Genomic DNA, 18,097 nt, shown 5'->3' on the forward strand with positions numbered 1-18,097 from the left:
TGACTTGTATAACGGCAAACCTATGATGGACAAATATTGTACAGGCATTACTTTCTGTACAAGTCGCTTATCGAGGTCTTGCCATGTCTGCCGTATCCGATCCATTACCGGAAGATGCATCCAAGCCCAAGCTCGGCGTCAGTGCCTGCCTGATGGGCGTCGAAGTCCGGTATAACGGCGGGCATAAAGAATCCCACCTGCTGACCCGCGCGCTCAGTGAACACTTCGACTTCGTTCCTGCGTGCCCTGAAGTCGCCATCGGTATGGGCATCCCCCGCGAAGCGATTCGGCTGGTCGGCGATCCGGAAAACCCGCAGGCCGTTGGCACCGTTCACACCGACATGAATGTCACCCAGGCGCTGGCCGACTACGGCGAGCACATGGCCCAGGAAATGGACGATATCTGCGGCTACATCTTCATGCAGAAATCGCCGTCCTGCGGCCTCGAGAGGGTCAAGGTCTACCGAGACAACGGTGCGCCTTTCGACGCAGGTGGACGCGGTATCTACGCTCAGGCGTTTTGCGCCCGACATCCGGATCTGCCGGTCGAGGAAGATGGCCGACTCAACGACCCGGTGCTGCGCGAAAACTTCATAACGCGTGTGTTCGCCTATTCCGCCTGGCAACAGGTGCTCAAAGGCGGTATCACGCGACGCGCGCTCACCGAATTTCACTCGCGCTACAAGTATCAGCTCATGGCCAACGACCCTATCCAGTACAAAGTGCTGGGCAACCTGTTGGGCAACATGGGCCGTAACGATCCCTGCGAAATCGCCCCGCGTTATTTTTCTCAGTTGATGGCCGCCCTGAAGAAGCCTGCTACGCGCCGCACTCATACCAACGTGTTGCAGCATTTGTGCGGGTACCTGCGCCAGACCATCAGCGCCTCCGACAAGAAAGAGATCCAGGGCGTCATCAACCAGTACCACCAGGGCATCGTCCCTCTGGTCGTACCGCTGACACTGCTCAAGCACCATTTCCGTCAACACCCGGACCCTTACATCGCGCTACAGGTTTACCTGCAACCGCATCCGGAAAACCTAAGCCTGCGCAACGCGATCTGAGACACATGAAAAACAACCACTTGGAAGTACTGGACAATGATCCGCAGGCGTACGCCAGCGCGCTCGAAGAAGGCTGGTTGCCGATTCGCGAAGTGGCGCGCCTGACCGGCGTCAATGCCGTCACCCTGCGCGCGTGGGAGCGACGCTACGGGCTGATCGTGCCTCATCGCACGCCAAAGGGGCATCGGCTATACAGCACCGCACACGTGGATCGTGTGCTGGCGATCCTCACCTGGCTCAATCGCGGCGTATCGGTCAGTCAGGTCAAGCAACTCATTGACGAGAAAGAAGCGCCGCCGCCCCATCCGGAAAACGATTGGGATCAGCTGCGTCAGAGTTTGCAGGACGCCATCACAGCGCTCGCAGAGCGTCGGCTGGACGACACGCTGAACCGCGCGATGTCGCTGTATCCGCCGCGCACGCTGTGTGAGCAGCTGTTATTGCCGCTGCTCGCTTCGCTCGAACAACGCTGGCAGGGCCAGTTCGGCGCACAGCTGGAACGCGTGTTTTTCCATTCCTGGCTGCGCAGCAAATTCGGCGCCCGGCTTTACCACAACAACCGGCAAGTCAATGGCGCGCCGTTACTGCTGATCAACCAGTCCGATCTGCCGCTGGAGCCTCACGTATGGCTGACCGCTTGGCTGTTGAGCAGCACCGATTGCCCCGTGGAGGTCTTCGACTGGCCGCTGCCTGCCGGTGAACTGGCCCTCGCCTGCGAGTACCTCAAGCCGCGCGCGGTGCTGCTGTATTCGAGCAAGTCGCTGAATGTGGCGCAGTTGCCTCGCCTGCTTCAGAACATCGAGTGCCCGAAGTTGATCCTTGGCCCGACGGTGCGCATCCATTCGGCCGACTTATCCGTATCTGCCAGTGAGATCGCCGGACTGACGCTCGCTGAAGACCCGTTGACCGCCCAGACCGCACTGCAGCATCTCGGGCTCATCTAGGACATGACCATGCAATTGATATGGCTGCGCAGTGATTTGCGCGTACACGACAATACTGCCTTGAGCGCGGCCATGGAATCGGGCCCGACGCTGGCCGTGTACATGATCAGTCCAGCCCAGTGGCTACGCCATGACGATGCAGCCTGCAAGGTGGATTTCTGGCTGCGCAACCTCGTGGAACTCGAAAAGGCGCTGGCTGCGCTCAACGTGCCGCTGGTGATCGTTCATGCCGACACCTGGCAGCACGCGCCTAAAACGCTGCTCGATGTGTGCAGGCAACACGGGATCGAGCAAGTCCATGTCAACGATGAATACGGCGTCAATGAGACCGGGCGCGACCGCAAGGTCGAAGCCGAGCTGGACAAGCACGGCATCGGTTTCAGGCGTCATCTCGATCAGCTGTTTTTCCAGCCCGGCAGCGTGCTGACCAAAAGCGGCAACTACTTCAAGGTCTTCACCCAGTTTCGCAAGGTGTGCTACGGGCGCCTGCACTACTCCATGCCTGCGCTCGTACGCCTGCCGAAAGCGCAGCAGGCGGTCTCGGTCAAAAGCGACGAGATTCCAACGCACGTGAAGGGATTCGCTACCCCGCCCGATTCATTGCGCAAACTGTGGCCGGCAGGCGAGGATGAAGCCCGCAAGCGCCTGGAACAGTTCACGGATGAGCAGGTGCATTACTATCAGGACGAGCGCGATTTTCCAGCCAAACCGGGCACCAGCCAGCTGTCTGCCTACCTGGCCGCTGGCGTCGTGTCACCCCGTCAATGCCTGCACGCGGCATTGCGCAGCAACAACGGCGAGTTCGAAAGCGGAAACACCGGTTCAGTGACCTGGATCAACGAGCTGATCTGGCGCGAGTTCTATAAACACGTGCTGGTGGGTTTTCCACGCGTTTCCCGCCATCGCGCATTCCGTCCGGAAACCGAGGCGTTGAACTGGCGTCAGGCGCCCAAGGATCTGGAGGCCTGGCAGCAAGGTCGGACGGGGTTGCCGATTGTCGATGCCGCCATGCGCCAATTACTCGAAACCGGCTGGATGCATAACCGCTTGCGCATGGTGGTGGCGATGTTCCTGACCAAAAACCTGTTGATCGACTGGCGCGAAGGTGAGCGCTTTTTCATGCAGCACCTGATCGACGGCGATTTGGCGGCCAACAATGGCGGTTGGCAGTGGAGTTCGTCGACCGGCACCGATTCCTCGCCCTACTTCCGGATCTTCAATGCCATCAGCCAGTCCGAACGGTTCGATCCCAACGGCCACTTCATCAAAACCTGGATTCCGGAGCTTGCAGAGCTGAACAAGCGCGACATTCATAACCCGGCATCGCTGGGCGGATTATTCGGCGTGGAAGGCTATCCAGCGCCGATCGTCGACTTGAAGTCGAGCCGCGAGCGAGCACTTCAGGCCTTCAAATCACTGCCGCATCGACAAGCAGAGACTCATGACCATGAGTGAATTCCTGCGCGACTATGCCCGACGCTTCGCCGCGTTGAACAAAGACAACCTTGAGCGCCTGGGCGAACTGTACGCGGACGATATCGCGTTCGCCGACCCCATGCGCAAGGCCCAGGGCCTGGCAGAAGTGCGCCGGTATTTCGCCGAGCTCTACGCCAACGTCAGTGATCTGCAGTTTGAATTCCACGCCTTCGACCAGGTGCGCGAAGGCAAGGGCTATCTGCGCTGGACCAGGACCTACTGCCATCCTCGCCTGAACCAGGGCGAACCGATTGCCGTCCAGGGTTGCTCGCATCTGTTGTGGGCAGAAAACAAAGTCTTTCAGCACCGCGACTTCTTCGACGCAGGCGCGTTGCTGTATGAACACGTGCCCGTCATGGGCCGCATGATTCGCTGGCTTAAACGGAGGCTGGCTTGAAACTCGTGCCTGGCTGGCAGGCGCCAGAGGCACACGGCATTGACGTTGGCCGATAAGCAGCTGAAGGTCGGGCCTCGGCGGGGCCTGACTCATGACGGCCTCGTAGTAATTTCGTTGACAGCCACGTCCGTCAGACTGACCACCGGTCTGCTGTGCGCTGCTTTACACTGCCGCCCATGACTGCCATCCCCGTGCTTCAAATCCCTGCCGATCCTGTCGTCACCTGCTCAACCTGCGCGGCGTGCTGCTGCCAGCTTGAAGTGATGCTGATCACCGACACCGGTGTTCCCGAGCGTTTCATCGACACTGACGATTGGGGCGGTGAAGTGATGCTGCGCCTGGACGATGGCTGGTGCGCCGCGCTCGATCGCGACACGATGATGTGCACGATTTACGACAGACGTCCGTTGATCTGCAGAGAATTCGAGATGGGTGCGCCCGAGTGCATCACGGAGCGGGAAGGGATTGCGACGGCGTATCTGTGAGTGTCACGGATCCGCCATTGTTGCAGGCATTGTAGGAGTGAGTTCGCTCACGAAGGCTGACGCGCAGACGCTGCATCCTTTGCGGATGCACCCGCGTCAGCCGACGGACTCCCACAGCTCGACGAGCCGCAGCGATAAATCGCTTAGAACGGCATCGTGTAGTGAATGGCGTAGCTTTCGATACCGTCGTTGTTGGTGGTCATGCCGCCATTGGAGTAGTGAGTGGCACGCAGGCCGACTTCATGTCCACCGGCGAAGCGCAGACCGAAGCCCAGGCGGTCTTCGAACTGGAACGCGCTGCCCAGTTTATTGCCTTCGACTTCCGTGCGCTGGAATACAGCAGCACCGATACCAGCCTCGATGTATGGCTTGACGCTATCGCCGGCAAATTCGTAAACGAAGACAGGCGAGAACGACAGGCTGTTGTTGCTCGAGTTTTTGTCGCCTTCCCAATAGGTGTATGCACCGCTCCAGTAACCGGTCAGACGACCGACGCCGGTTTGCCACCAGCTCTTATCCCAATCAAATTGCGCGCCCAAGCGATACGTCATGGTCGATTCGCCGGTCTGCCCCACCGAAAACTCAACCCCATCAGCTTGTGCGATTGCACTTTGCCCCGTTAAAGCGGCCGCAATCGCAGCCAAACAAAACAGTCGCTTCATCTGAAACATCCCATTTTCGAGTGCAGTTAGAAAAATTTTTATATCAACAGACGTGCTGTAGAAATCCGGCGCTGAACATTAGTTCAGCGGCAAACAGTGCTATTCACGTTTTTTTCACGAAACGAAGCTTCGCACACTGTCAGATTTTTTCCAGAGCAACGGTAGGATGTTTCTGAAATTTTCTGGATCACCGCTCGTCCAGAATTGGGTGGGATGACTTGTTCCGGTGGCCAGAAGGTCTCGCTGACCGAGCAAACGCTGCAGTTGGCGGGCAACAGCAGCGCCGGTGTCGATCAGCGATATGGACGGCGGAATCATCTCGCGCAGCAGCGGCTTAAGGAATGGATAGTGGGTGCAACCGAGAATGATCGTGTCGCAGCCACCAACCAGCAAAGGCTCGACGTAGCTGTGCAGCAGTTGCCGGATGTGCGCGCTGGCGAGGTCTCCGGTCTCGATCAGTTCGACCAGGCCGGGGCACGGTTGAGTGATGACCTGCACGTCCGCTGCGAACCGATCAAGGAGCGCGGCAAACTTTGCGCTTTGCAAAGTGCCGGTCGTCGCCAGCACACCGACCACGCCGCTGCGGGTGGCTGCGGCGGCGGGTTTGACCGCGGGCTCCATGCCCACGATCGGCCAGTCCGGGTAGCGCTCGCGCAGGTCCGCAACGCCTGCGACCGTTGCGGTGTTGCAGGCCAAAACCAACGCCTTGGCGCCCTTCTCGCGAAAGAACTCGGCGATCGCCACACAGCGGCGACGAATGAACTCAGGGGTTTTCTCGCCATACGGAATGTGCCCGCAATCGGCGACGTAGAGCAGCGATTCGCTCGGCAACAACTGATGGATTTCGCCCAGCACCGACAGGCCGCCGACGCCTGAGTCGAACACGCCTACCGGGGCGTCGCTGTCTCTGTTCATACGCGACCGTTCATTGGCGAGCGCTGCCGCAGACGCTGCAGCCCGGATCGCGTTTGACTTTAAGCTCACGGAATCGAGTGCTTAGGGCATCGATCAGCAACAGCCGGCCGACCAGCGGCTCGCCAAATTCGGCCAGCACCTTCAGGGCCTCAAGCGCTTGCAGGCTGCCGACCAATCCGACCAGCGGCCCAATCACGCCGGCCTCGCTGCAGGTGAGTTCACTTTCGCTGCCGTGCCCGTACAGGCAGTGGTAGCACGGGCTCTCGGCGCGACGCGGATCAAATACCGACAGCTGCCCTTCGAGGCGAATGGCGGCGCCGCTCACCAGAGGCCTGCCTGCCGCCACGCATGCAGCGTTGACGGCCTCGCGCGTTGAAAAGTTGTCGGAACAATCGAGCACCACATCAACGGCCTCAACGGTAGCTGCGAGCGAATCCGAATCCAGGGCGGCGCGATGAGCGACCAGTCGGACCTGCGGATTGATCGCCGTCAGCCGGCTCATGGCTGAATCGACTTTGCTCTGACCGACGCTCTGAGTGTCATGGATGATCTGGCGTTGCAGATTGGTCAGATCGACGCTGTCGAAATCCGCCAGATGCAGTTCGCCGACGCCGGCAGCGGCCAGGTACAGCGCCACCGGCGAACCGAGTCCGCCCATGCCGACGATCAGCGCGCGGCTCTGTTTGAGGCGCAACTGACCGTCGATATCCACCTGCTGCAAGAGAATCTGCCGGCTGTAGCGCAGCAGCTCGTCGTCAGTCAGCACGGCACGCGCCCGAAGGTAATGCGTTCATGTTCCCCCAGATCCCGACGTGTCTGGATCTGCTCGAAACCGTGGCTGTGCAGAAGATCGCGTACCGCCGGGCCCTGATCGTAGCCATGTTCCAGCAGCAACCAGCCCCCCGCTTCCAGATGCTCTGGCGCCTGCGAGACGATCAGCCGCAGATCGTCCAGGCCGTCCGTGCCGGACACCAGCGCGCTGCTGGGCTCGAAACGCACATCGCCTTCGACCAGATGCGGGTCATTGGAGGCTATATAAGGAGGGTTGCTCAGGATCAGGTCGAACCGCTGACCTTGTACGGCGCTGAACCAATGGCTGCTCAGCACAGTGGCGTTGTCCAGATGCAGACGCTGGCGATTTCGCTCTGCCAGCTCGACGGCTTCATCCACCCGATCCACCGCTGTGACAGACCACTGCGGACGATCCTTGGCCAGCGACAGCGCGATGGCGCCGGTGCCGGTGCCCAGATCGAGCAAGCGATGCGGGATCGGGCCAGGCAGTAACTCCAATGCAGTTTCCACCAGCATTTCGGTTTCCGGACGTGGAATCAATGTGTGCGTTGCGACTTCAAGATCGATGTTCCAGAAGCCCTGCTGACCCAGGATGTAGGCCACTGGCTCACCGGTTCGTCGGCGTTGCAGATAGCCGTCGAACGTCTGCGCCGCCTCGGTGCTGACGATACGCTCGGGCCAGGTGTGCAGGAAACTGCGCGGCTTGCCCAGGGCAGCCGCCAGCAGCAGTTCGACATCCAGACGCGCTGTCGGAGAGTCCGGCAGTTCGGCGCTTCTTAACAAGCTGGCGATGATGGTCATTTACTCACCCAGTGCCGCAAGTTGATCTGCCTGATACTCGGCAAGTAACGGCTCTATCACTGCATCGACTCCACCGGCCAAAACTTCATCCAGCGAGTACAGCGTCAGATTAACGCGATGGTCCGTCACTCGTCCCTGTGGAAAATTGTACGTGCGAATGCGTTCGGAACGATCGCCTGAACCTACCAGCAATTTGCGCTCACTGGCGATGGCATTGGCGGCGGCTGCCGTCTGCTGGTCGTTAAGCTTGGCCGACAGCCAGGCCATCGCTCGGGCGCGGTTCTTGTGTTGAGAGCGCTCTTCCTGACACTCCACCACGATACCGGTGGGCAAGTGCGTGATGCGGATTGCCGAGTCGGTCTTATTGACGTGCTGACCACCCGCACCCGACGAGCGATAGGTGTCGACGCGCAGGTCGGCGGGATTGATCTCGATCGCCTGCTGCTCATCGGGCTCAGGCAGCACCGCCACGGTACAGGCCGAGGTGTGAATACGGCCCTGGGATTCGGTTTCCGGCACACGCTGCACGCGATGCGCGCCGGATTCGAACTTCAGCTTGCCGTAGACGTTGTCGCCCTCGACCCGAGCGATGACTTCCTTGAAGCCGCCATGCTCGCCTTCGTTCTCGGAAAGAATCTTTACCCGCCAGCCGCGACGCTCGGCATACCGCGAATACATGCGGAACAGGTCGCCCGAAAAAATGGCCGCTTCGTCGCCGCCGGTGCCGGCGCGGATTTCCAGAAACACGTTACGACCGTCGTTCGGGTCCTTGGGCAACAGCATCTTTTGCAGTTCGCCTTCGAGCACCAGCAACTGATCCTTGGCCTCGCGCACTTCTTCGACGGCCATTTCACGCATGTCAGGATCGCTGTCCTTGAGCAACGCCTGAGCGCCCTCAAGATCGCTCTGCACTTTTTGCAGTTGCTTGTACGCCTGGATCACTGGCTCGACTTCCGCATACTCGCGAGAGTAAGCACGGAACCTGGTCTGATCGGAAATGACTTCCGCATCACCCAGCAGCGCGGTCAATTCCTCGAAACGGTCGCTGAGCACGTCCAGCTTATTGAGCAGTGAAGCTTTCATTGCGGGGGTTTATCCGTGGAGCCCTCGTTGAGGGCAAAGAGTTCCTGGGCCATGGCCAGCGCATCGACGCGGCCTTCGGCGGACAGCTTTTTCAATTGCACGCTTGGCGCATGCATGAGTTTGTTCGTCAGGCCACGGGCCAGCGCCATCAACACATCCTCGGCATTGCTGCCGTTGGCCAACATGCGCTGGGCCTTCTGCAGTTCTTCGTCACGCAGACGTTCGCTTTGCTGGCGGTAGGCCTTGAGCACATCGACCGCCGCCAGTTCGCGCAGGCGCGACATGAATTCGTCGACACCGAGGTTGACCAGCTCCTCAGCGGCCAAGGCTGCGCCCTGACGACTCTTGAGGTTCTCCGCGACGACTTCATGCAGATCGTCCACGGTATACAGGTAAACGTCGTCCAGTTCGCCGACTTCAGGCTCGATGTCGCGCGGCACGGCGATGTCGACCATGAAAATCGGCTTGTGCTTGCGCAGTTTCAGGGCGCTTTCCACCGCGCCCTTGCCCAGAATAGGCAGCTGGCTGGCAGTGGAACTGATGACGATGTCGCTATTGACCAGTTCGGCCGGAATATCAGCCAACAACACCGCATGCGCGCCGAACTCTTCAGCCAGAATGCTTGCGCGTTCCAGCGTGCGGTTGGCCACCACGATACGCTTGACCCCCAGATCGTGCAGGTGCCGGGCGACCAGCGTAATGGTCTCCCCTGCCCCGATCAGCAATGCCTGACTGCGTTGCAGATCGCTGAAAATCTGCTTGGCCAGACTGACCGCGGCAAATGCCACCGAGACAGGGTTTTCGCCAATGGCAGTGTCGGTCCGCACCTGTTTGGCGGCACTGAACGTCGCCTGAAACAATCGGCCGAGCAAGGGACCGACGGTGCCGGCCTCTCGGGCCACGGCGTAGGCGGATTTCATCTGGCCAAGAATCTGCGGCTCGCCCAGCACCAGCGAATCGAGCCCCGACGCCACGCGCATCATGTGGCGTACGGCCGCGTCGTCTTCATGGACATAGGCGCTGGCGCGCAGCTCATCGATATTGAGATGGTGATAATCGGCCAGCCAGCGCAGCACGACCTCGGCGGTCAGCTGGTCCTGCTCTATATAGAGCTCGCTGCGGTTGCAGGTCGAGAGGATGGCCGCTTCCCGACTTTGAGTCAGGCGGCAGAGCTGCTGCAATGCCTCAACCAGCTGCTCAGGCGTAAATGCCACGCGCTCGCGGACATCCACTGATGCAGTCTTATGGTTGATACCCAGAGCAAGAAAGGCCATTCAAGGTCGCTGATGGTGACGTGAAGCCGGCAATTGTCCTACTTCAATAGATTCAGGACAACCACCGCAAGAGATTCAGAACGTCCGCAAGAGTCTATTGTCCCTATAGTGATCCGCATTACAGCGCTGCGCGTGCGGCAAATTGTCCGGGCGCACGCTGTAGATTGAGGGTCTCTAGATTTCGCGCGGGCTGTGGGTTTGCTCCCTGCCTTGTGTCATGATGCTTCCAAACCGCAGGTAAGCCGCCCTCTCTTCTATATGAATAAATCCTCCGCGTTGTTCTTTGCCCTTGTCGTTCTTGGTGGCTGTCAGTCTACGGCCTCTGTTTCCACGGAGCCCGCTGCTCCGGCGAAAGAAGCGACCCCTGCACCTGAAGCCAAGCCCCGGGTTTACGGCTCGTTCACCCAGGAAACCGTCGTCAGCCTGCTGACCGCCGAGCTGGCCGGGCAACGTAACCGTTTCGACATCGCGCTGGACAACTACGTGACCCAGGCGATCCAGACCCAGGATCCGGGGATCTCCGAGCGCGCTTTCCGCATCGCCGAGTACCTGGGCGCCGATCAGGCTGCCCTGGACACCTCGATGATCTGGGCGAAGAACGATCCGGCCAATCTCGAAGCCCAGCGCGCGGCCGCCATCCAGCTGGCACGCGCAGGACGCTACGACGACTCCATGCGCTACATGGAAAAGGTGTTGCAGGGTCAGGGCGACACGCATTTCGACTTCCTCGCGCTGTCGGCAGCGGAAACCGACTCCAATACGCGCAAGGGCCTGATCGCAAGCTTTGATCGTCTACTGGTCAAGTACCCGAAAAACGGTCAACTGATCTTCGGCAAGGCGCTCCTGTTGCAGCAGGAAGGCGACAGCGCGGCGTCGCTCAAGCTCCTCGAAGACAACCCGCCCGGCGAGGGCGAAGTAGCGCCGATTCTTCTGCACGCCCGGCTGCTGCAAAGCATGAACCGGGGCAAGGAAGCGATTCCTCTGCTGGAAAAAAGCATCAAGAAATACCCTGACGACAAACGCCTGCGCCTGACCTACGCGCGCATGCTGGTCGAACAGAACCGCATGGAAGACGCCAAAGTGCAGTTCTCAAGTCTGGTGCAGCAGTACCCGGACGACGACGAATTGCGCTATTCGCTGGCGCTGGTCTGCCTTGAAAACAAGGCGTGGGACGAAGCCCAGGGTTATCTGGAAGACCTCGTCGCACGCGGCAGTCATGTCGATTCGGCGCATGTGAACCTGGGCCGGATCTACGAAGAACGCAACGACCCGCAGAACGCCCTTGGCGAATACGCGCAGGTGGGACCTGGCAATGACTATCTGCCCGCGCAACTGCGCCAGGCCGATATTCTGATGAGCAATGGCAACACAGCCGAAGCCTCCAAGCGTCTGGCTCAGGCACGTGCCGATCAGCCCGATTACGCGATTCAGCTGTACCTGATCGAAGCCGAGACCCTGACCAACAACAACCAGAGCGATCGTGGCTGGCAGGTGTTGGGGACCGCGCTCAAGCAATACCCGGACGACCTCAACCTGCTGTACACCCGCGCCATGCTGGCCGAAAAACGCAACGATCTCCAGCAGATGGAGGCTGATCTGCGGGCCATTCTCAAGCGCGAGCCTGACAACGCCATGGCGCTGAATGCCTTGGGCTACACGCTTTCCGACCGCACCACGCGGTACGCCGAGGCCAAGGAACTGATCGAACGCGCGCATCAGCTCAATCCGGAAGATCCTGCCGTGCTCGACAGCCTGGGCTGGGTCAATTATCGCCTCGGCAATCTGGACGAGGCCGAACGGCTGCTGCGCGAGGCGCTCGAGCGCTTCCCCGATCACGAAGTCGCCGCACACCTGGGTGAAGTCCTGTGGGCCAAGGGCCAACAGCGCGAAGCACGCAAAATCTGGGGCAAGGCCCTCGAACAGCAACCTGACAGCCCGGTCCTGCGCAGCACCCTCAAACGCCTGACCGGCTCCGAGACTCTTTGAATTTATGTTATTGCGCCACGTAGTCGTATTCAGCCTCATTGCCCTGCTCGCCGGTTGCGCCGGCGTCACTTCCCGCGAAGCCGTGCAAGGTCAGGGCAACGCCAGCCAGTGGCGTGTGAACAAGGAACAGCTGAGCAGCCTGGATGGCTGGCAGATCAACGGTAAAGTCGGCATTCGTGCGCCCAAGGACTCCGGCAGCGGCACGCTGTTCTGGCTGCAACGTCAGGATTACTACGACATTCGCCTTTCGGGTCCGCTGGGCCGTGGCGCGGCCCGCCTGACAGGACGCCCGGGTGCCGTGTCGCTGGAAGTCGCCAATCAGGGCCGCTACGACGCGCCCGATCCCGAGACATTGCTCAAGGATCAACTGGGCTGGCAATTGCCGGTTTCGCATCTGGTCTGGTGGGTTCGCGGCCTGCCGGCGCCTGACAGCAAAAGCCGCCTGACCCTGGACGGCGACAGTCGCTTGTCCGGCCTGGAGCAGGATGGCTGGCAGATCGAATACCTGAGCTATACCGAACAGAACGGCTACACGCTGCCCGAGCGCATGAAACTGCACGGCCAGGATCTGGATGTCACGCTGGTCATCAAGGACTGGCAACCACGCAAACTGGGACAGTGAACATGGCGCACCCCCTGCTCACGCTGCCGGCCCCCGCTAAACTCAATCTCATGCTGCATATCACCGGGCGCCGCCCCGATGGCTATCACGAGCTGCAGACAATTTTTCAGTTTCTCGACTACGGCGATGAACTGAGTTTCGCACTTCGCGAGGACGGAGAGGTCCGTTTGCAGACCGAGATTGCCGACGTGCCTCACGACAGCAATCTCATTGTCAAGGCCGCACGCGCCCTCAAGGAACAATCGGGCTGCACCCTGGGCGTCGACATCTGGCTGAAGAAAATCCTGCCCATGGGCGGCGGCATCGGCGGCGGAAGCTCAGATGCGGCCACTACGCTGCTGGGTCTGAATCACCTCTGGAAGCTGGGGTGGGATGAAGATCGGCTGGCGGCGCTGGGGCTCAGGCTTGGGGCTGACGTCCCGGTTTTCGTCCGTGGATTCGCAGCTTTTGCCGAGGGCGTGGGCGAGATACTGACGCCTGTAACCCCCGAAGAACCGTGGTATCTCGTACTTGTGCCGCAAGTATCTGTAAGTACAGCAGAAATTTTTTCAGATCCACTGTTGACACGTGACACTGCGCCCATTAAAGTGCGCCCCGTTCCCAAGGGAAACAGTCGAAACGACTGCTTACCGGTTGTAGCAAGGCGTTATCCAGATGTACGTAACGCTTTGAATTTGCTAGGTAAATTTACCGAAGCAAAATTAACCGGAACTGGAAGTTGTGTGTTTGGGGCCTTCCCAAACAAAGCTGAAGCTGATAAAGTCTCGGCCCTTCTTACAGAGACCCTTACAGGGTTTGTAGCGAAAGGCAGCAACGTCTCGATGTTGCACCGAAAGTTACAGACACTGCTCTAAGAGAACCGAGTGCCAGGCACTCGAGCAACAGATACAGGGGCGTCGCCAAGCGGTAAGGCAGCAGGTTTTGATCCTGCCATGCGTTGGTTCGAATCCAGCCGCCCCTGCCATTTTCCTATAGTCATCCAGGCATACCCTAAGCCTCCAGGTACTGCGCGTGTCCAAGATGATGGTCTTTACGGGGAACGCCAACCCCGATCTGGCTCGGCGTGTCGTACGTCAGCTGCATATCCCTCTCGGTGACATCTCTGTTGGTAAGTTCTCCGACGGCGAGATTACCGCTGAGATCAATGAAAACGTTCGTGGTAAAGACGTCTTTATTATTCAGCCGACCTGCGCTCCGACCAACGATAACCTGATGGAACTCGTCGTGATGGCTGATGCCTTCCGTCGTTCCTCGGCGACTCGAATCACTGCTGTCATTCCTTACTTTGGTTATGCCCGTCAGGATCGCCGTCCGCGTTCTGCTCGTGTGGCTATAAGCGCTAAAGTGGTTGCGGACATGCTCACCGTCGTCGGTATCGACCGGGTGCTGACCGTTGACCTGCACGCTGACCAGATTCAAGGCTTCTTCGATATTCCGGTAGATAACATCTACGGCTCCCCGGTTCTGGTGGATGACATCGAAGACCAACGCTTCGAAAACCTGATGATCGTTTCCCCGGATATCGGCGGCGTCGTGCGTGCACGTGCGGTTGCCAAGTCCCTGGGCGTCGATCTGGGCATCATCGACAAGCGCCGCGAGAAGGCCAATCACTCCGAAGTGATGCACATCATAGGCGACGTCGAAGGCCGCACCTGTATTCTGGTTGACGACATGGTCGATACCGCCGGCACCCTGTGCCACGCGGCCAAGGCCCTCAAAGAACATGGCGCCGCCAAGGTCTTTGCGTACTGCACACACCCTGTGCTGTCGGGTCGCGCAATCGAGAACATCGAAAATTCCGTGCTGGACGAACTGGTGGTGACCAACACCATTCCGTTGTCCGCAGCAGCACAGGCCTGTGACCGTATCCGCCAGCTGGATATCGCACCGGTTGTAGCAGAAGCGGTTCGCCGCATCAGCAACGAAGAATCGATCAGCGCGATGTTCCGTTAAGGGCCCTGCCCTCTCGAACCATCCGTTGACGAAAAGCGCCCCGCCCCAACAAGCACTGTTGGGGCGGGGCTTTTTTGCCCATCCCGGTTTGGCGCTGGTCGCAAACGCTACCCGACGATGGCTATTTTGGAGATACAAAATGACTGACTTTACTCTGAACGCCCAAGCGCGTACCGACCTGGGGAAAGGTGCGAGCCGCCGCCTGCGTCGTCTCGCCAGCTCTGTTCCTGCCGTTGTTTACGGTGGTGGCAAAGAAGCTATCTCGATCACCATCGAAGCCAAGGAAATCGCCAAGCTGTTCGAAAACGAAGCTGCCTACAGCCACGTTATCGAACTGAGCGTTGACGGTGCCAAGCAGAACGTACTGATCAAGGCCATGCAGCGTCACCCGGCCAAGCAGTTCATCATGCACGCCGACTTCATCCGCGTTGTAGCCGGCCAGAAACTGACCGCTACCGTTCCTGTGCACTTCATCAACGAAGAAGCTCCGGTCAAGAAAGGCGGCGAAATCTCGCACACTACCACTGAACTGGAAGTGTCCTGCCTGCCTAAAGATCTGCCTGAGTTCATCGAAGTTGACCTGGGCGCGCTGGAAATCGGTGACAACGTTCACCTGTCCGACGTTAAAGCACCACAAGGTGTTGAATTCGTCGCTCTGGCACACGGCAAGGACCTGGACATCGCAAACGTCCACGCTCCACGTGTTGTTCAGGACGAAGAAGGCACCGCAGAAGGCGAAGCTGAGTAATCATTACTCGCTAGCCGGTTGAACCCGTGATGATGCCCGGCATCATCACACTCGACCCAAGGAAGAGCCCCTGACGTGACCGCCATCCAACTGATCGTCGGCCTGGGAAATCCAGGCCCCGAATACGAACAGACCCGGCATAACGCAGGGGCTCTTTTCGTTGAGCGTATTGCCAGCGCACAGCGTGTCAATCTGACCGCTGACCGCAAGTATTTCGGTCTGACGGCTAAATTCAGCCATCAAGGCCAGGACGTTCGTCTGCTGATCCCGACGACCTACATGAACCGCAGCGGCCAGTCGGTTGCGGCTCTGGCAGGTTTTTTCCGGATCCCTGCACACGCCATTCTGGTGGCTCACGACGAACTCGACCTGCCTCCGGGCGTCGCCAAACTCAAACTGGGTGGCGGGCACGGCGGGCATAACGGCCTGCGCGACATCATTGCGCAGCTCGGCAACCAGAACGGATTCCATCGTCTGCGGCTTGGCATCGGCCACCCGGGCGATGCCAGTCTGGTCTCCAATTTCGTACTGGGTCGTGCGCCCCGCGCCGAACAGGAAAAACTGGACGCCAGCATCGACTTTGCCCTCGGCGTGCTGCCGGATGTACTCGCTGGCGACTTCGCCAAGGCGATGCGCGTCCTGCACAGCCAGAAGGCCTGACATCACACGAGGGGAAACACCATGGGATTCAATTGCGGCATCGTCGGCCTGCCCAACGTCGGCAAGTCCACCCTGTTCAACGCCCTGACCAAATCCGGTATTGCGGCGGAGAACTTTCCCTTCTGCACCATCGAACCGAACAGCGGCATCGTGGCGATGCCGGATCCACGCCTGCAGGCGCTGGCCGAGATCGTCAATCCGAAGCGCATCCTGCCGACCACGATGGAGTTCGTCGACATCGCGGGTCTGGTAGCCGGTGCTTCCAAAGGTGAAGGCCTGGGCAACAAGTTTCTGGCCAACATCCGTGAAACCGACGCCATTGCTCATGTGGTTCGCTGCTTCGAAGACGAGAACGTGATTCATGTCTCCAACAGCGTCGACCCCAAGCGTGACATCGAGATCATCGACCTGGAGCTGATTTTCGCCGACCTCGACAGCTGCGAGAAACAGCTGCAGAAAGTCGCGCGCAACGCCAAGGGCGGCGACAAGGATGCCGTGGTCCAGAAGGGCCTGCTGGAAAAACTGATCGCTCACTTCACCGAAGGCAAGCCCGCGCGCAGCCTGATGAAGAACATGGGCGCCGATGAGAAAGCCGTGATCAAAGGCTTCCATCTGCTGACCACCAAGCCGGTCATGTACATCGCCAACGTGGCCGAAGACGGGTTTGAAAACAACCCGCATCTGGACGTCGTTCGTGCCATCGCCGAAGAAGAAGGCGCGATGCTGGTTCCGGTCTGCAACAAGATCGAGGCAGAGATCGCCGAGCTCGATGACGGTGAGGAAAAGGACATGTTCCTCGAAGCCCTCGGCCTCGAAGAACCCGGTCTGAACCGCGTCATCCGCGCCGGCTATGAAATGCTTCACCTGCAGACCTATTTCACTGCCGGTGTCGAAGAAGTACGCGCCTGGACCGTGCGCGTGGGTGCAACCGCGCCGCAAGCGGCGGGCGTGATTCACACCGACTTCGAGAAAGGCTTCATCCGCGCCGAATGCATCGCCTACAACGACTTCATCCAGTACAAGGGTGAAGCCGGTGCCAAGGAAGCAGGCAAATGGCGTCTGGAAGGCAAGGACTACATCGTCAAGGACGGCGACGTGCTGCACTTCCGTTTCAACGTTTGATTTATCGCGGCAACGTCCGCGCCCCTGCTGAACGACAAGGCCCCCGCATCAACGGATGCGGGGGCCTTTTTTATGGCTGCTTTGTGAGGCGAGCCGGGCAATCAGTCCTTATACACGCTGAGGTCGGCTTGAGCGCGGCGGATCGCTGAGCCTGCACAACCGCCAGCAAGGCGGGCTCGAAACCCGCGTTGTGCTGCCGCTCAGCTGAAGGCGCGTGTCAAACGATCGGTTGGGCCGCGCGAAACAGCAGGACCTTGCCCTCGCGCTTGAGCGTGACGTCACGAAAGTGCTGGCGCAAGTGCGCTTCGAAGCCGAGCTGGGTGTCGCCGCGGTTCCCGAAAATGCCTTTCTTGTTGTACACCGCCATCAATTTGCGGCCGAAACCATTGTGCCCGGCCTCATCACCCAGAATCGTCGCGCCAAACAGGACGCCGCCCGGCTGCAGGTTATGTTTGAGCGTGCCGAAGATGGCGGCCTTGGCGTCCAGCGGGCCTGGCAAACAATGCAGCAGATAGAACAGCGAAATGGAGTCGAACAGCTCATCGCCCGGAATGGGGGTCATGACATCGTGCTGAAGGGTTCGTGTACCTGGCCGATCAATCCTGCGCCTGGCCGCTTCCAAGCTGCTCGGGTTAAGGTCAAGCAACGTGATCTGGGTGTCCGCCGGCAGTTGCGCGTTGGCCAGGTAATAACCGGTGCCCACGCCGATGTCCAGATGCCGAAGGCCCGTGTTGGCGCGGAAGAATGGCAGCAGGACCTCTTTGGTCGGGCAACGCCAGGCGTAACGATTGGAGATGCCCAGCACCCACGCGTCATACAGCGCCAAGGTGAAAGGAGAATAAACCGCCGCGCCTGCGGCACTGCTGTCAGTCATGAGAACGCCTTGCGAAAGAATGAGTGGAAGCCCGAAAAATGACGATTCTTATACGTCAGCCGCGATCGAGCCACCACTATCTGAGGGTATATGAAGGCACTGTGCTCACCGACATAGCGCAGTCCGTGCGGCCCGACCGACGCCACGTGCTCGGCGGGCTCTTGTAGGACCGGCTTTAGCCGGGAAGGCGTCGGGTATCACGCCGTTGAATGGAGGGTGTTCCTGCCGGTCCTACGGAG

The 18,097-nt window shown here is 59.6% G+C and carries 19 protein-coding genes and 1 tRNA gene; 13 read left to right on the top strand and 7 right to left on the bottom strand.

The window, feature by feature from the left end:
* Positions 1–83 precede the first annotated feature (83 nt).
* The 5 genes from BMZ10_RS12830 (at position 84) to BMZ10_RS12850 (ending at position 4,366) form a co-directional block, all read left to right on the top strand.
* Positions 84–1,064, top strand: coding sequence for a YbgA family protein (locus tag BMZ10_RS12830; RefSeq protein WP_093462363.1), 981 nt, complete (start codon positions 84–86; stop codon positions 1,062–1,064).
* Between the two features lie 5 nt (positions 1,065–1,069).
* Complete coding sequence (locus BMZ10_RS12835; RefSeq protein WP_093462366.1) at positions 1,070–2,008, top strand: MerR family transcriptional regulator; 939 nt, start codon at positions 1,070–1,072, stop codon at positions 2,006–2,008.
* A gap of 9 nt (positions 2,009–2,017) precedes the next feature.
* Positions 2,018–3,463 carry a deoxyribodipyrimidine photo-lyase gene (gene phrB / locus BMZ10_RS12840; RefSeq protein ID WP_093462368.1) on the top strand — a complete coding sequence of 482 codons (1,446 nt, stop codon included), beginning with the start codon at positions 2,018–2,020 and terminating at the stop codon, positions 3,461–3,463.
* Positions 3,456–3,881 (top strand): nuclear transport factor 2 family protein, encoded by a 426-nt coding sequence (locus BMZ10_RS12845; RefSeq protein WP_093462606.1) that lies wholly within the window; start codon positions 3,456–3,458, stop codon positions 3,879–3,881. The genes phrB and BMZ10_RS12845 overlap by 8 nt, the downstream gene beginning before the upstream one ends.
* Positions 3,882–4,057: 176 nt before the next feature.
* The gene (locus tag BMZ10_RS12850; RefSeq protein WP_093462371.1) at positions 4,058–4,366 is read left to right on the top strand and encodes a YkgJ family cysteine cluster protein; all 309 of its coding nucleotides are present in this window, start codon (positions 4,058–4,060) and stop codon (positions 4,364–4,366) included.
* A 143-nt stretch (positions 4,367–4,509) separates the two neighbouring features.
* On the opposite strand, the gene BMZ10_RS12855 is transcribed toward BMZ10_RS12850, so the two are convergent.
* The 6 genes from BMZ10_RS12855 to hemA all read right to left on the bottom strand — a co-directional run bounded on the left by BMZ10_RS12855 (position 4,510) and on the right by hemA (position 9,893).
* Positions 4,510–5,028, bottom strand: a complete 519-nt coding sequence (locus tag BMZ10_RS12855; protein WP_093462609.1) for an acyloxyacyl hydrolase — start codon at positions 5,026–5,028, stop codon at positions 4,510–4,512.
* 114 nt (positions 5,029–5,142) lie between these two features.
* The gene (murI, locus tag BMZ10_RS12860) at positions 5,143–5,943 is read right to left on the bottom strand and encodes a glutamate racemase (protein WP_093462373.1); all 801 of its coding nucleotides are present in this window, start codon (positions 5,941–5,943) and stop codon (positions 5,143–5,145) included.
* A gap of 10 nt (positions 5,944–5,953) precedes the next feature.
* Positions 5,954–6,709, bottom strand: a complete 756-nt coding sequence (locus BMZ10_RS12865; protein ID WP_093462375.1) for a molybdopterin-synthase adenylyltransferase MoeB — start codon at positions 6,707–6,709, stop codon at positions 5,954–5,956.
* Complete coding sequence (gene prmC, locus BMZ10_RS12870; protein WP_093462377.1) at positions 6,703–7,536, bottom strand: peptide chain release factor N(5)-glutamine methyltransferase; 834 nt, start codon at positions 7,534–7,536, stop codon at positions 6,703–6,705. The genes BMZ10_RS12865 and prmC overlap by 7 nt, the downstream gene beginning before the upstream one ends.
* Positions 7,537–8,619, bottom strand: coding sequence for a peptide chain release factor 1 (gene prfA, locus BMZ10_RS12875; RefSeq protein ID WP_093462380.1), 1,083 nt, complete (start codon positions 8,617–8,619; stop codon positions 7,537–7,539).
* Positions 8,616–9,893 (bottom strand): glutamyl-tRNA reductase, encoded by a 1,278-nt coding sequence (gene hemA / locus BMZ10_RS12880; RefSeq protein WP_093462382.1) that lies wholly within the window; start codon positions 9,891–9,893, stop codon positions 8,616–8,618. The genes prfA and hemA overlap by 4 nt, the downstream gene beginning before the upstream one ends.
* A 258-nt stretch (positions 9,894–10,151) precedes the next feature.
* On the opposite strand from hemA, the gene BMZ10_RS12885 reads away from it, so the two are divergent.
* From BMZ10_RS12885 to ychF, 8 genes are all read left to right on the top strand, one after another.
* Entirely contained in the window at positions 10,152–11,879 is a 1,728-nt protein-coding gene (locus BMZ10_RS12885) for a tetratricopeptide repeat protein (RefSeq protein WP_093462384.1), read from the top strand.
* A 4-nt stretch (positions 11,880–11,883) separates the two neighbouring features.
* A complete protein-coding gene (gene lolB / locus BMZ10_RS12890; protein ID WP_093462386.1) occupies positions 11,884–12,501 on the top strand; it encodes a lipoprotein insertase outer membrane protein LolB in 618 nt (205 codons plus the stop codon).
* A gap of 2 nt (positions 12,502–12,503) precedes the next feature.
* Positions 12,504–13,355: a 4-(cytidine 5'-diphospho)-2-C-methyl-D-erythritol kinase gene (ispE, locus tag BMZ10_RS12895; RefSeq protein WP_093462388.1), complete on the top strand. Its 852-nt coding sequence runs from the start codon at positions 12,504–12,506 to the stop codon at positions 13,353–13,355.
* A gap of 35 nt (positions 13,356–13,390) precedes the next feature.
* A tRNA-Gln gene (locus tag BMZ10_RS12900) sits at positions 13,391–13,465 on the top strand.
* A 47-nt stretch (positions 13,466–13,512) separates the two neighbouring features.
* The gene (locus BMZ10_RS12905) at positions 13,513–14,454 is read left to right on the top strand and encodes a ribose-phosphate pyrophosphokinase (RefSeq protein ID WP_093462390.1); all 942 of its coding nucleotides are present in this window, start codon (positions 13,513–13,515) and stop codon (positions 14,452–14,454) included.
* Between the two features lie 139 nt (positions 14,455–14,593).
* Positions 14,594–15,202: a 50S ribosomal protein L25/general stress protein Ctc gene (locus BMZ10_RS12910; protein WP_093462392.1), complete on the top strand. Its 609-nt coding sequence runs from the start codon at positions 14,594–14,596 to the stop codon at positions 15,200–15,202.
* A gap of 75 nt (positions 15,203–15,277) precedes the next feature.
* Entirely contained in the window at positions 15,278–15,862 is a 585-nt protein-coding gene (pth, locus tag BMZ10_RS12915; protein ID WP_093462395.1) for an aminoacyl-tRNA hydrolase, read from the top strand.
* A gap of 21 nt (positions 15,863–15,883) precedes the next feature.
* On the top strand, positions 15,884–16,984 hold the full coding sequence (gene ychF, locus BMZ10_RS12920; protein WP_093462398.1) for a redox-regulated ATPase YchF: 1,101 nt from the start codon (positions 15,884–15,886) through the stop codon (positions 16,982–16,984).
* A gap of 217 nt (positions 16,985–17,201) precedes the next feature.
* Here the strand turns inward: ychF and BMZ10_RS12925 are convergent, their stop codons facing one another.
* Positions 17,202–17,858: a class I SAM-dependent methyltransferase gene (locus tag BMZ10_RS12925; protein ID WP_093462401.1), complete on the bottom strand. Its 657-nt coding sequence runs from the start codon at positions 17,856–17,858 to the stop codon at positions 17,202–17,204.
* Between the last annotated feature and the right edge of the window lie 239 nt (positions 17,859–18,097).

The organism is Pseudomonas sp. NFR16 (assembly GCF_900108875.1).
GTDB lineage: Bacteria > Pseudomonadota > Gammaproteobacteria > Pseudomonadales > Pseudomonadaceae > Aquipseudomonas.